Genomic DNA, 14,089 nt, shown 5'->3' with positions numbered 1-14,089 from the left:
AGACTTGTAATATACCAGGTGTATTAATAGCTGTCAAGCATTAATTGGAGGTAACCCAATGCTTTCCGTGTTCTCTTCTGCGAGGGCTTCAAAAACCTGCGATTCTTCCACCACATCTGTATCCAAATCGCGGTATTTCAAAGCACCTGTACCGGCGGGAATGAGGTGTCCGATAATCACATTTTCCTTTAATCCCAACAGCGTGTCAACCTTGCCCTGTACTGCTGCTTCGGTAAGTACCCGGGTAGTTTCCTGGAAAGAAGCTGCAGAAATGAAACTCTCGGTCAAAAGAGAGGCCCGGGTAATCCCCAACAAGACGGGATTAAATGTTGCGGGATCGCCCCCTTCGGCAATAACCTTCTCATTTTCATCGAGGAAGCGGAATCGGTCAACGAGTTCATCTTCGAGAAAATTGGTATCTCCAGGATCTGTTACCTGCACTTTCTGCAACATCTGTCGGACGATGGTTTCAATATGCTTATCATTGATTTTCACACCCTGGAGCCGATAAACCTGCTGAATTTCATCGACGAGATACTCCTGAACTTTTCGATCTCCCAAAATAGCCAGAATATCGTGTGGATTTACCGAACCTTCTGACAGGCGATCACCCGCAGTTACGCGATCACCTTCTTGTACGCGCAGATGTCGTCCGTAGGGAATGGTGTATTTTTTTTCTTCGCCCTCATCAGCCGTAACCAGGACAACTCGAGAGCCTCTCACCATGCGACCAAAGCGCACCGAGCCGTTGATTTCGGTAACCACTGAAGCCTCTTTGGGGCGACGCGCCTCAAAAAGCTCAGCTACACGCGGCAAACCACCTGTAATATCTCGTGTTTTGCTGCGTTCACGCGAAATTTTAGCCAGCGTATCGCCATCTGCTACCTGGTCGCCATCGTGCACCACCAGTCGCGCTCCCAGGGGAATGATATAATGACCCAACTCTTCGCCATCTTCGCCAACAACCTTAATGTGCGGAGATAAGGTGCGGTCTCGGTGCTCAATCACGACCAGTCCGGCAATGCTGGTGGTTTCATCGATCTCTTCGCGATATGTCACCCCTTCTACGAGGTCCCCAAACTGAACCCTACCGGCTTTGGGCGATACGATCACATTGTTATAAGGATCCCATTCGTAGAGTGCCTGATCCTCTGCCACATCTTGTCCTTCCGCCACTCGCAACACAGCTCCATGCGGCACATGGTAGTGCCCGCCCCTTACACGGCCCTGATCATCTTGCACTTCGATCTCTCCATTCCGACCAACCACAACCCACGAATCTGCATCGCGCTGCACAAATTCGAGATGCTTGAAGATGACTTTTCCCGCACGCTTTGCACCAATTTCGGCCTGCTCGGCAATGCGACTGGAAGTACCCCCAATATGAAAGGTGCGCAATGTCAATTGTGTCCCGGGTTCGCCCACGCTCTGCGCAGCGATAACACCCACGGCCTCTCCAATATCAACGGGTAGCCCGGTGGCGGGGTTGCGACCATAACAGGCCATACAGACCCCGCGTCGAGTTTCACACGTCAATACGGACCGCACAAAGACGCGCTCAATACCTGCATCGGCAATTTTGTCGGCCAATTCTTCATTTAACAAAACGCCTGCGTCAACAATGCGGTCACCCGTAATGGGGTCTTCGACATCTTCCAGCACCGTGCGTCCTACAATGCGGTCAGACAGCGATTCAACAACTTCTTCGCCTTCCTTCAGGGCTTCCATTTCAATGCCCAATATCGTTCCGCAATCAGATTCAGAAATAACCACATCTTGCGATACATCCACCATGCGACGCGTCAAGTAGCCCGCTTCAGCGGTCTTCAAGGCTGTATCGGCCAGCCCTTTGCGACTGCCATGCGTCGAAATAAAATACTCGAGTACGGTCAGACCTTCTTTGAGTGACGAAATAATAGGTGTTTCAATAATTTCGCCAATCGCTCCCGTCAATTTCTTTTGCGGTTTATTCATCAGCCCTCGCATACCACCGAGTTGCTTGATCTGGTCGTCGTTGCCTCGCGCGCCCGAATCCTTCATAATCCAGATCGAATTGAAGCCATCTTCAGCTTTTTCAAATGCACCGATCATGGCCTGAGCAATGTGATTGGTCGTATGCTGCCACACATCAATCACTTTGTTGTAGCGTTCGCCCTCAGTAATAGCTCCGATCGCGTGTTGTTCGATAATTTTTTCGACTTCGTCCATAGCATCGGTAATCAACTCTTCCTTTTCGGGAGGCACGACCACATCGCTCACCGCAATCGAAATACCCGACTGCGTCGCATAATCGTATCCCAACTGCTTCAATCCGTCGAGAAAATCCGTCGTAATGCGATTGCCATACCGACTGTGGACTTCAGAAGAAACTTTGCGGATGCCTTTGTCATCGATCAATTCATTGATAAAGGGCATGGTTTCGGGCATAATTTCATTAAAAATGACGCGCCCAACCGTGGTTGTCAAAAGCTCACCATCTATGCGAACGCGCACGGCTTCATGCAGGTCAATGCGTTCAAAATCATACGCCATACGAGCTTCATTGGTACTGCTAAAGGTTTTGAGATTCTCTTCCTTGCCGTGAACAATTTTTGTCAGATAATAAAGGCCCAAAGCTATTTCCTGAGGTTTATCGACCACAACAGGCGATCCATCGGCTGGCTTGAGCAAATTGTTTGACGACAGCATCAATACCCGCGCTTCAATCTGGGCCTCGAAAGAAAGCGGCAGGTGCACGGCCATCTGGTCGCCGTCGAAATCGGCATTAAATGCCGCACAGACCAGCGGATGAATGCGAATGGCTTTGCCTTCTACGAGCACGGGTAAAAACGCCTGAATACCCAGGCGGTGCAATGTTGGGGCGCGATTGAGCAAAACGCAGTGATCCTGGATAATTTCTTCGAGGATATCCCATACTTCAACGCGCTCGCGTTCAACTAATTTCTTCGCACTTTTAACGGTTTGAACGAGGCCCTTTTCTTCAAGCCGTCGAATGATAAATGGCTTGAATAATTCCAGAGCCATATGTTTGGGTAGCCCGCACTGATAAAGCCTCAAATGAGGATCGACCACAATCACAGAACGACCCGAGTAATCGACGCGTTTACCCAAAAGATTCTGGCGGAATCGGCCCTGTTTACCCTTGAGTAGATCGGAAAGCGACTTGAGGGATCGATTGCCATCACCGCGAACAGCGCGAGATCGACGGCCATTGTCAAACAGAGCATCTACAGCCTCTTGAAGCATGCGTTTTTCATTGCGTAAAATGACTTCGGGTGCTTTGATCTCAATCAGTTTTTTTAGCCGATTATTTCTATTGATCACGCGGCGATACAAATCATTGAGATCCGAAGTTGCAAACCGTCCCCCCTCTAAGGGAACAAGAGGACGCAAGTCGGGCGGAATGACGGGAATCACATCGAGAATCATCCAATCGGGCTGATTATCCGATTGACGGAACGCCTCGACGACCTTGAGGCGTTTGAGTGCCTCCTGTTTGCGTTGCACCGAAGTTTCGAAACGAGCTTGCGTTCGCAGTTCAGCAGACAAATCCTCAATATCGATCGCAGACAGCAGTTTTTTGATCGCGCCAGCCCCCATATCGACCTCAAATGAATACCCTTCATCTTCGAGATCAATCACCTCATCTTCAGTGAGCAAATCCTTGGATTTGAGATCGGGCGCATCGCCGGGATCGAGCACCACATACGATTCGTAGTAAATGATCCGCTCGAGATTGCGAACGGAAAGATTGAGCAAATATCCCATGCGGGATGGGAGAGACTTAAAAAACCAGATATGAGTCACCGGAACCGCCAATTCGATGTGTCCCAGCCGCTCCCGTCTGACCTTTGATTGGGTCACTTCTACCCCACACCGATCACACACCACACCCCGATATCGGATGCGCTTGTATTTACCGCAATGGCACTCCCAGTCTTTGACAGGCCCAAAAATGCATTCGCAAAATAATCCGTCGCGCTCGGGCTTAAAAGACCGGTAATTGATCGTTTCGGGTTTGGTAACCTCGCCGCGCGACCATCCTCGGATGGTATCCGGCGAAGCCAGTTGAATGCGAATAGAATTAAAATCTAAGGGTTGATTGGCAAAATTGGTATCGGCCACGAGAGAACCCCCTTTTCAAATCTTATGTCGTCAGTCAATCTGCGCGTTTTCAAGTACCACATCCAAACACAGGCTTTGCAATTCTTTGACCAGAACATTAAATGATTCCGGCACGCCGGGTTCGGGTGGATTTTCTCCCTTTACAATGGTCTCGTAAATTTTGGATCTGCCTGCCACATCGTCGGATTTGACAGTGAGCATTTCCTGTAACATGTGTGCAGCACCATAAGCTTCGAGCGCCCAAACTTCCATTTCTCCAAAGCGCTGTCCTCCAAACTGGGCTTTGCCTCCCAAAGGCTGCTGCGTGACCAGTGAATAGGGACCAATTGAACGCGCGTGAATCTTATCGCTGACCAGATGCGACAGTTTCAACATATAAATGATGCCGACCATCACTTCTTTATCAAACGGTTCCCCTGTCTGTCCATCGTAAAGGAGCGTTTTTCCATTTTCGGGCAAACCAGCTTTTTGCAACATATCCTGGACATCGTCCATACTCGCGCCATCAAACACAGGGGTTGCAAAATGAAGATCCAGTTTGTGGGCTGCCCAACCCAAATGGGTTTCGAGGATTTGGCCGAGATTCATGCGAGATGGTACACCGAGCGGATTCAAAACCAGATCAATGGGCGTACCATCGGGCAAATAGGGCATATCTTCTTCGGGCACAATAATCGAAATTACACCCTTATTGCCGTGCCTACCGGCCATTTTATCCCCTACCATCAACTTTCTTTTGCGAGCGACATACACCTTCACCAGTTGCACGATGCCCGGCGGAAGTTCATCTCCGCGCGCGATTTTTTCAAGCTCCCGCTCGAGCTCTTCTTCCGCCTGCTGCATCAAGTGGTCGGCCAGTTCAACTAATCGATCCACCTTTTGACTTGTCGCTGGGCTATCACACCAATCTCCATCGGGTATCACTGTGTCCAGGTCAAATTTTTCCAGCGATCTTTCATTCAACGCCGTGCCAGCCTTTACAACGACCGTACCCTCTTCATCGCGCAGGGTATTGACTCTGCGGTTTTTGAGAAGAGCTAAAACCTGCTGATCGCGGCTTCGTTTTAATGACTCAACCTTGTCGGCAATGCGTTTTTGGGCAATCCTGGTCTTTTCTTTATCTTCATTTCGCGTCTTTTCATCGCGCTCTTTGCGAGAAAAAACTTTGCGATCCATGACCACGCCATCCATTCCCGGAGGAGCTTTGAGCGATGCATCGCGCACATCGCCGGCCTTTTCGCCAAAAATCGCGCGCAACAAACGCTCTTCGGGCGATAATTCAGTTTCACCCTTCGGGGTCACCTTCCCAACGAGAATATCCCCCTGATTGACCTCTGCCCCCACGCGAATGATGCCGTGCTCATCCAGATTGCGAACAGCCTGCTCACTCACGTTGGGAATTTCACGCGTGATTTCTTCTGTACCGCGTTTGGTATCGCGCACCTGAAGCTCAAATTCTTCAATGCTAATCGAAGTAAAAATATCCTTTTTAATGAGCCGCTCAGAAACAATAATGGCATCTTCGAAGTTATACCCATGCCACGACATAAACGCCACAAGCACATTGGCACCCAGCGCGAGGTCCCCTCTATCTGTGGCACAACCATCAGCCAATAACTGACCTTTTTCAACTTTATCACCAACCTGTACGGCTGGACGCTGGTTGATACAAAAATCTTGATTGGATCGCTTGAATTTGGTCAGATCGTAAATATCTTCATCAGACAGCGAAATGGTTTCAATGCTGCGTCCCTTTCTGCGCTTAACGACAATTTTGTCGGCACTGACATACGTCACAACACCGGCGTTTTTCGCAATGATCACAGCTTTTGAATCAACGGCAACTTTGCGCTCGAGACCCGTTCCAACGCGCGGGGCATCCGTGATTAAAAGAGGCACACCTTGCCGCTGCATATTGGAACCCATTAACGCGCGGTTGGCCTCATCGTGCTCGAGAAAAGGAATGAGTCCGGCAGCGGCACTTACAAGCTGGAAGGGCGAAACATCCATATAGTCAATCGCATCGGGATCGACCACGGGAAAATCGCCTCGCCGCCTCGCTTGCACGACATTATTTTCAAATTCACCCTTGTCATCAAGCGCCAGATTGGCCTGTGCAATGGTATGGCGATCTTCTTCATCGGCGGGCAAATATGCAATATCCTGTGAAACTTTGCCACTTTTGACCTTTCGATAGGGCGTCTCGAGAAACCCAAAGGGATTGACTTTGGCATAAGTTGCCACAGACACAATCAGGCCGATATTTGGGCCTTCGGGCGTTTCGATGGGACAAATGCGGCCATAGTGTGTGTGATGCACATCGCGCACCTCAAATCCCGCCCGGTCGCGCGTTAATCCCCCCGGTCCTAATGCCGACAAACGGCGTTTGTGGGTCAATTCGTCAAGCGGATTGATTTGCTGCAAAAACTGCGACAATTGGCTACTGCCAAAAAAGGCCTGAACCACAGTAGATACAGTCCGTGCGTTGACCAGATCATGGGGAGTAAGTTGCTCGGAATCGCGCAAACTCATGCGCTCCCTAATCGTGCGCGCCATGCGTGCCAAACCAATACTAAATTGCTTGGAAAGCAACTCGCCAACGGAGCGCACCCGCCGGTTGCCCAAATGATCGATATCATCGGTAAATCCCTCCCCCATAGCCAGGATAAGTAGATAGCCAATGACTTTAATAAAGTCATCAATACACAGCATGGTGAAGTCAAGTGGAATATTATCGACCATATCCAGACGCTGGTTAATACGATAGCGCCCGACAGTTCCCAGATTATAACGCCTGGGACTGAAAAAATTTCGCTCGAGCAATCCGCGCGCAGTTTCAATATTGGGTGGATCGCCAGGGCGTAGCAGGCTATAGATCCGCGAGAGTGCTTCTTCCTCATTGTCGCACGGATCTTTGTCCAGCGTATTGGTAATAATCCCGCCATCGTTTTCGGGATCGATATCCATCGCGGTAATTTTACCGATCTGATTTTCCCGAAGCGCTGCGATATGCTCTTCTGTCAACGTGGTATATGCTTCGACAATTACCTCTCCCGTCTTTTTGTTTACCACATCTTCGGTAACAATGTGATCGACGAGTTCTTCAGAAACTTTGACGGTGGTATCACCGTGAAAAATGCCCAAAATTTCCTCGGACTTGTCAAATCCCAACGCCCTCAACAAAGTCGTGACCGGCAATTTGCGCTTGCGGTCAATATGAACGTACATAATATCGTTGATATCGAGACTAAATTCGAGCCATGCACCGTTATCGGGAATGATTCTGGCGGAAAATAAACGCTTGCCATTTGGATGAATAGCATCGTCAAAAAATACGCCAGGAGACCTGTGTAATTGGCTCACGATCACGCGTTCTGAACCGTTGATGACAAATGTACCTTCATCGGTCATCAACGGCAATTCGCCTAAGAACACCGTCTGCTCAACGATGTCTTTAACGCGAAATTCGCCATTTCCCTGCTTTTCTCGAGAAATCAGACGAAGCGTTGAACGCAGAGGCACGGCATAAGTCGTACCGCGTTCGAGACATTCTTGCACATCGTATTTGGGAGTTCCAACGGAATAATCGACAAACTCTAAAGAATAGAGATTGTGGGCGTCTGTGATCGGGAAGATACCGTGGAAGACCGCCTGGAGACCCTGTTTCTCGCGTGCTCCAGGCGGCATATCCTTCTGTAAAAACCAGTCATAAGAATCGAGCTGGATGTCCAGCAGATTCGGCATTTCGATTGCAGACGTGAGAGTTCCGTACGATTTCCGATCAATAAATCCTCTATCTGCCAAGGGCTCACGCTCCTGTGCTGGAAGGCTAACGGTCAGTTACGGATTTGTATTGCTGCACAAACTTACAATAACCCTACTTGAGTTCCACCACCGCACCAGCTTCTTCCAGTTCTGCCTTGATCTGTTCGGCTTCTTCTTTTTCTATGCCTTCTTTAACGGTATTGGGAGCCCCATCAACCAGAGCTTTGGCTTCTCTAAGCCCCAACGAAGTAATACCGCGAACAACCTTGATCACCTGGATTTTTTTATCTCCAGAAGACGACAAAATCACATCGAATTCCGTCTGCTCTTCAACAGCGGGAGCATCATCACCACCACCGCCGCCGGGTGCTGCAACAACAGCTGCCTGTGCAGTCACACCAAACTTTTCCTCAAGTGCTTTGACCAATTCAGCCAACTCGAGTACTGAGAGTTTTTCAATTTCGCTAATGATAGATTCAACAGCCATGAATATGCCTCCGTCCAACAATGAATTGAGTGTGTGATAAGCGGCCTATTCGCCGCCTTCTTCCTGTCTTTTTTCTGCAACAGCTTGAAGTGTACCAACGAGTTTTTGCAAAATGCCATTCAGCGTAAGGGCAAGGCCGCTTATCGGGCTTTGTACTGCAGATACCATCTGGCCCAGCAGAACATCGCGCGAAGGTATTTCGGCCAGTCGCTCAATCTGGTCTGCGACAAAGACCTCGCCGTCAATATACCCGGCTTTAATCGCGGGCTTGCCATCGGTCTCTTCAGCAAATTTGGTCAATACGCGAGCCGGTGCTACGGGATCTTCATCGGCGCAAACAAGCCCCGTGGGACCGCGGAACACATCGTCGAGCCCTTCAACTCCTGCTTGTTTAACCGCCAGTTTAGCCAATCGATTTTTTATTACGAGATAAGAAACAGACTCCTCGCGGAGTTGCTTGCGCAACAGGGTAAATGAAGGAACGTCTAACCCCGTAAAATCAGTTAAATACAACCCCTTGGCTCGTTTTAAGATATCTGTCAACTCTGCGACAGTAGCCTCTTTTTCAGCAGTTGGCATTTCTGTACCTTCCTTGTTCAATTGGCCGCCAGTGCCGTGCGGTCCAGGCGTATTCCCGGTCCCATTGTAGTAGATAATGTGACCGAACGCATGTATTGTCCTTTTGTAGCAGATGGACGCGCTCTGACAATTGCATCGATCAACGCCTGGGCATTCTCCCGAAGACGCTGTGCATCAAAAGACGCTTTGCCCACAGGCGTATGCACATTGGCCGTTCTATCGACTCGATATTCTACACGCCCTGCTTTGGCTTCCTGCACAGCACGAGCCGCATCGGGCGTCACCGTGCCACTCTTGGGATTGGGCATCAGACCTCGAGGGCCAAGAATGCGTCCCAATCGCCCGACCTGTCCCATCATGTCGGGCGTGGCAATAGCCACATCGAAATCTGTCCAGCCACCATTGATCTTCTCCACCAGGTCTTCGGCACCTACAAAATCTGCACCCGCCGCTTCGGCGGCAGCAGCAGGCTCGCCCCTGGCAAAAACTGCAACGCGCACGGATTTACCAAGCCCGTGTGGCAAGGCGACTGTACCGCGAACGAGTTGGTCGGATTGCCGCGGATCAACACCCAGCCGAAACGTGAGCTCAACTGTTTCGTCAAATTTCCGAGTGGGCATTTTTTTTAATATATCAACTGCTTCTGCCAGATTGTAATGCGTTTGGCGGTCAAAAAGCGCGGCCGCTTGTTTATAGCGTTTGGATTGCCCTCGTGCCATACATACCTCCGATCAATTATTGACGGTCAGGCCCATACTGCGAGCCGTTCCCGCAATCATGCGCTTGGCAGCCTCGATGCTACCCGCGTTGAGGTCTTGAACTTTCATTTCTGCAATTTCCTGGAGTTGAGCATCGGTTACGGACCCCACTTTATCGCGATTGGATTCCGGCGACCCTTTGGCAATCCCCGCTGCCCTCTTGAGCAACACGGCTGCAGGCGGACTCTTCAACTCAAAAGAAAAGCTCCTATCGGCATAAACAGTAATAATTGCGGGAATTATCAAACCCTGTTTATCTTGAGTTTGTGCATTAAAAGCTTTGCAAAACTCCATAATATTGACACCGTGCTGCCCCAAAGCTGGACCAACCGGTGGTGTGGGCGTCGCCTGTCCAGCGGGAATTTGTAACTTGATCGTCGTGAGAATTTTTCTGGCCATTGGTGCCTTTCGTTATCGCGATTCGACTGCTTCTTCAACCTGTAAAACATCTAATTCCACGGGTGTGTTGCGCCCAAAGATGCTAACCATCACTTTGATCTTGCTCTTTTCTGGATTGATGTCGTCAACCAGACCAATAAAATCGCTGAAAGGACCATCAATCACCTTGACCCGGTCGCCCACTTGATAGGGCACATCAGAGGTTTCCTCAACTGGACGACGCTCAATTTGCCCCAAAATGCGATTCACTTCTTCTTCGCGCAGAGGTTGTGGTCTTCGACCAGGGCCGACAAAGCTCGTCACACCCGGCACACTGGTAACAAAATACAGGGACTCTTTATCCATATCCAGTTCAACCAAAAGATAACTGGGTAAAAATTTCTTGAGGGAAGTCGTTTTCCGTCCATCCTTCATCTCGACGACTTCCTCTGTTGGCACGATCACCCGACCAATTTTGTCGCCAACATCGATGTTTTCTTTGGCGGCCTCAATATAGTTCTTGACCTTGTTCTCGTGCCCAGAATAGGTGTGGACAACGTACCATTTCATCGGCCAAAGACTCCCTAACAAAAAATCCCTTAAATCAGGATAAACTCCATAATACTCGCCAAGAAAGTATCCACAATATAAATGAATCCGGCCAGTGCAAGTGACAATATAAGTACAATTGTAGTCGATGACTTGAGTTCGTCACGAGTAGGCCAGGTGACTTTTCCCATCTCAACGCGCACTTCGCCGAGAAATTGACTGATTTTGCCAAACATAAGAAAATAAAAAAATGGCAGGCCAGGCAGGACTTGAACCCGCAACCGTCGGTTTTGGAGACCGATGCTCTACCAGTTGAGCTACTGACCTACCCAAAAACAATGGAGCCCACGACCGGACTTGAACCGGTGACCTCTTCCTTACCAAGGAAGTGCTCTACCGTCTGAGCTACATGGGCGTTGGGAAATCCCCACTTGAGGTTCTGGAGCGGGAAACGGGACTCGAACCCGCGACCCTCAGCTTGGAAGGCTGACGCTCTGGCCAACTGAGCTATTCCCGCTCGGCTATGTATAAAAAACAACCCTTTTCTACAAAAGGGATCGGTATTGCCAAAAAATAAGTTTCCGAGAATTGACAAGATATGAAAAAGACAGTCTCAGGTCAAGAGAATTTTGTATAAACTCAAACCTGTGATAGATCCAAAAAATGGGAAATCAGTGTTTTGTGATGCGGGCCTGGCTCGCCTGCTGTGTCTTGGGGAGGAAATATTGGAATTTTTGGTGGGGGGTGGCGGATTCGAACCACCGAAGGCATAAGCCAGCAGATTTACAGTCTGCCCCAGTTGGCCGCTTTGGTAACCCCCCAGTCTATATAGCCTGAAAAAAATACCAGAAGACATTTTGATAGTCAAGACCAAAATCGCTCAACGCCAATTGCAGATTGACAAATCGGCCTACCTTTGCTATTTTCCGAGTTCAATTTTCCGCATTTAACCTTCTATCAGATGCCTGGCGTGAAAGGAGTAAAATGACCGACCCTATTCAAAACTATGCGCGTATTGGTATTGTTCACTTTATGGCCTATAAAGCTTGCATTGGCGGCGAAGGTCCCATTTTGGAAACCCTGGAAAAAATCGCCCTTGATCCCTACTTCCAGGTCGTTGAAGTCACCCACATGAAAGATCCTCAAGTGCGAGCACAAGCACGCGACCTGCTCACCGCTGCCCACATGGATGTGGCTTTTGGTGCGCAACCCATTCTGCTGGGCAACCAACTCAACATCAATGCCCCTGATATCGCCCACCGTCAAAGTGCTGTTGACGCTGTCAAAGCGGGAATTGACCAAGCCGAAGAACTCGGTGCTCCTGGCTGTGCCCTGCTTTCAGGTGCAGACCCGGGGCCCAAAGGCCGCGAAGAAGGACTCGACCTGCTGATAGATTCTTTGAGCCAACTCTGCGACTATGCCGGCGAAAAGAATATGGATATTGTACTTGAGACCTTTGATCGCGTACCTTACGGCAAAAATTGTATTGTGGGCCCTAACGCCCTTGCAGTTGAAGTCTCAAACCGCCTCAGACGCCAGTATCCCCATTTTGGCCTGATGCTCGATTTGAGCCATTTCCCACTTCAGGGTGAAAGCACGGTTTACGCCATCAACATCGCCCGGGATCACATCGTCCACATGCACGTTGGCAATTGCGTAATGTCCAACCCCAACCACCCGGCCTATGGCGATAACCATCCCCGCTTTGGCTGCGAAGATGGCGAAAACGATGTACCCGAAGTTGTGGAATTTCTCCGCGAACTGCTCAACATCGGTTATCTCGACCCCGATAAGCGCCCCATCTTGAGCTTTGAGGTCGGCCCAATGGAAGGAGAATCCTCGGAAATCATTATCGCCAATGCCAAACGCGTACTCGACGAGGCGTGGGCGCAAGTCTAAACGCATACAAACTACAATAGCCGGTCTTTCCCAAAAGGGAAGGTCCGGCTATTTTTTTAATCGCGAAATACTCAATTCCAATATTCACTTTGTGCAGGTGGTCCAGACTTTAATGCCCTGCGGATCAACAGACCCAAAACCCGGGTGAACACCGCCAACAAAAAAAAATTAAACATCGAAGCAAGTATCAAACCCACCCAGGACAAGTGTCCCAATATCAAACTGCCGAGCAGAGATATCCCAAATAGACCAAAACACGCCTGAATGTAATCGGCCCGAACAATCTGACGCAAATCTCGCCAAACAGGTCCCGGTTCAAATGCCATCCACACGCGCCCCTCGGCGGCAAATCGCGTAAATACAATGGGAAAAAAAACATAAAAAAAGATAACCAGGAGTGTGAACAACAACGACAGGGACCCGGCCTCTTCTACAGAACGCGGTATCAAACCCAATACCGAAATCAGCATTGAAAAACCCGCAACGCTAATGACACCGTATCCCAGGACAATGAGGAACAACCATAAGCCCGCTACCCCATAAGCCCACCAATTGCCCCACGAAGGCAAGTTAAATGATTCAGTACCATTGAGCGCATCGACAAAAATCCGATATAAGTAACCCCAGGTAATGAACAATAACCCAAAGGTTACAACCAACAACACGCCCCCCACCTCAACCCCAATTTGCTCGGTAAGAATCAGCACCAGCACCAGTACGGGCAGCAAATTTAATGCGCCGCCCGGAATAATTTTTTGCCACCAGCGTGGCGTCTGAAACAGAGTGCGAATGGTATTAACCAAAATAATGCCAAACATAGCTTTCCACATGTCAGACTGCGTCAAGTGCGCGTCCGAGATCGGCAATAATATCCTCGGCGTCTTCAATACCTACGGCATAGCGCACCAACTCATCAGCAATGCCAATTGCCAATCGGTCTTCGCGAGCTAACTCGTAATACGAAATAGATGCGGGATGCGAAACGAGGCTTTCCACACCCCCCAGACTGGCCCCGATACACGGGATTTTCAAGCGGTCAATAAAAGCCAGCGTACCTGCTTCATCCGCATCTAAATCAAAACTCACCAGCCCACCAAATCCACGCATCTGCGCTTTGGCAACATCGTGGTGTGGGTGGCTTTCCAAACCGGGATAATACACGCGCTTTACCCGATCGTTCTTTTCCAAAAACCGCGCCAACATCAGTGCCGTTTCATTTTGCTTGCCCATCCGCAGTGGAAAAGTCTTGATCCCCCGGATCAGCAAATAAGCGCAATGTGGATCGATCACCCCTCCCAAAATACCTCGATAGTCGCGAATCGCACCAACAAGGGGCGCATTGCCCAGTACAGCACCAGCCATCAAATCGTTGTGTCCGCCCAAATACTTGGTCGCCGAATGAATGACCAGATCGACGCCAAATTCGAGCGGACGCTGGTTTAAGGGTGTGGCAAATGTGCTGTCAATAATCGTCTTGAGCCGATGCCTTTTTCCAATATCTACCAGCTTTTCCAGATCGATCACATTGATATGTGGATTTAGCGGCTAG

General features: G+C 49.6%; 11 protein-coding genes and 4 tRNA genes. 1 reads left to right on the top strand and 14 read right to left on the bottom strand.

Going from position 1 to position 14,089, the window contains the following annotated elements; translation table 11 throughout:
• Positions 1-33 precede the first annotated feature (33 nt).
• From rpoC to OXG87_22245, 12 genes are all read right to left on the bottom strand, one after another.
• Positions 34-4,125 carry a DNA-directed RNA polymerase subunit beta' gene (rpoC, locus tag OXG87_22300; protein MCY3872285.1) on the bottom strand — a complete coding sequence of 1,364 codons (4,092 nt, stop codon included), beginning with the start codon at positions 4,123-4,125 and terminating at the stop codon, positions 34-36.
• 30 nt (positions 4,126-4,155) lie between these two features.
• Positions 4,156-7,929: a DNA-directed RNA polymerase subunit beta gene (gene rpoB / locus OXG87_22295; GenBank protein ID MCY3872284.1), complete on the bottom strand. Its 3,774-nt coding sequence runs from the start codon at positions 7,927-7,929 to the stop codon at positions 4,156-4,158.
• Between the two features lie 73 nt (positions 7,930-8,002).
• Entirely contained in the window at positions 8,003-8,377 is a 375-nt protein-coding gene (gene rplL / locus OXG87_22290; GenBank protein ID MCY3872283.1) for a 50S ribosomal protein L7/L12, read from the bottom strand.
• Between the two features lie 45 nt (positions 8,378-8,422).
• The gene (gene rplJ, locus OXG87_22285; protein ID MCY3872282.1) at positions 8,423-8,956 is read right to left on the bottom strand and encodes a 50S ribosomal protein L10; all 534 of its coding nucleotides are present in this window, start codon (positions 8,954-8,956) and stop codon (positions 8,423-8,425) included.
• Between the two features lie 17 nt (positions 8,957-8,973).
• Entirely contained in the window at positions 8,974-9,675 is a 702-nt protein-coding gene (gene rplA / locus OXG87_22280) for a 50S ribosomal protein L1 (protein MCY3872281.1), read from the bottom strand.
• A gap of 12 nt (positions 9,676-9,687) precedes the next feature.
• Positions 9,688-10,113, bottom strand: coding sequence for a 50S ribosomal protein L11 (gene rplK, locus OXG87_22275; protein ID MCY3872280.1), 426 nt, complete (start codon positions 10,111-10,113; stop codon positions 9,688-9,690).
• Between the two features lie 12 nt (positions 10,114-10,125).
• Positions 10,126-10,662, bottom strand: coding sequence for a transcription termination/antitermination protein NusG (gene nusG, locus OXG87_22270; protein ID MCY3872279.1), 537 nt, complete (start codon positions 10,660-10,662; stop codon positions 10,126-10,128).
• Between the two features lie 29 nt (positions 10,663-10,691).
• Positions 10,692-10,877, bottom strand: a complete 186-nt coding sequence (secE, locus tag OXG87_22265) for a preprotein translocase subunit SecE (GenBank protein MCY3872278.1) — start codon at positions 10,875-10,877, stop codon at positions 10,692-10,694.
• Positions 10,878-10,892: 15 nt separating this feature from the next.
• Positions 10,893-10,968: transfer RNA gene (locus tag OXG87_22260), tRNA-Trp, on the bottom strand.
• A gap of 12 nt (positions 10,969-10,980) precedes the next feature.
• Positions 10,981-11,056, bottom strand: a tRNA-Thr gene (locus OXG87_22255).
• A gap of 25 nt (positions 11,057-11,081) precedes the next feature.
• Positions 11,082-11,158, bottom strand: a tRNA-Gly gene (locus OXG87_22250).
• A 218-nt stretch (positions 11,159-11,376) separates the two neighbouring features.
• Positions 11,377-11,462 (bottom strand) — tRNA-Tyr (locus tag OXG87_22245).
• A gap of 163 nt (positions 11,463-11,625) precedes the next feature.
• On the opposite strand from OXG87_22245, the gene OXG87_22240 reads away from it, so the two are divergent.
• Positions 11,626-12,540, top strand: coding sequence for a sugar phosphate isomerase/epimerase (locus tag OXG87_22240; protein MCY3872277.1), 915 nt, complete (start codon positions 11,626-11,628; stop codon positions 12,538-12,540).
• A 71-nt stretch (positions 12,541-12,611) separates the two neighbouring features.
• On the opposite strand, the gene OXG87_22235 is transcribed toward OXG87_22240, so the two are convergent.
• Positions 12,612-13,385, bottom strand: a complete 774-nt coding sequence (locus OXG87_22235) for a DUF4013 domain-containing protein (protein MCY3872276.1) — start codon at positions 13,383-13,385, stop codon at positions 12,612-12,614.
• Positions 13,372-14,064 carry a PLP-dependent transferase gene (locus OXG87_22230; GenBank protein MCY3872275.1) on the bottom strand — a complete coding sequence of 231 codons (693 nt, stop codon included), beginning with the start codon at positions 14,062-14,064 and terminating at the stop codon, positions 13,372-13,374. The genes OXG87_22235 and OXG87_22230 overlap by 14 nt, the downstream gene beginning before the upstream one ends.
• Between the last annotated feature and the right edge of the window lie 25 nt (positions 14,065-14,089).

This window comes from Gemmatimonadota bacterium (assembly GCA_026706845.1).
Taxonomy (GTDB): Bacteria; Latescibacterota; UBA2968; order UBA2968; family UBA2968; genus VXRD01.
The sequence above is the reverse complement of the archived record's forward strand: the minus strand, read 5'-3'. Positions and strand labels throughout refer to the sequence as shown.

Coding starts and splice junctions, on each gene's coding strand:
- rplA (MCY3872281.1), bottom strand. CDS start 9,675: ATGGCACGAGGGCAATCCAAACGCTATAAACAAGCGGCCGCGCTTTTT.
- rplL (MCY3872283.1), bottom strand. CDS start 8,377: ATGGCTGTTGAATCTATCATTAGCGAAATTGAAAAACTCTCAGTACTC.
- OXG87_22240 (MCY3872277.1), top strand. CDS start 11,626: ATGACCGACCCTATTCAAAACTATGCGCGTATTGGTATTGTTCACTTT.
- nusG (MCY3872279.1), bottom strand. CDS start 10,662: ATGAAATGGTACGTTGTCCACACCTATTCTGGGCACGAGAACAAGGTC.
- rplJ (MCY3872282.1), bottom strand. CDS start 8,956: ATGCCAACTGCTGAAAAAGAGGCTACTGTCGCAGAGTTGACAGATATC.
- secE (MCY3872278.1), bottom strand. CDS start 10,877: ATGTTTGGCAAAATCAGTCAATTTCTCGGCGAAGTGCGCGTTGAGATG.
- rplK (MCY3872280.1), bottom strand. CDS start 10,113: ATGGCCAGAAAAATTCTCACGACGATCAAGTTACAAATTCCCGCTGGA.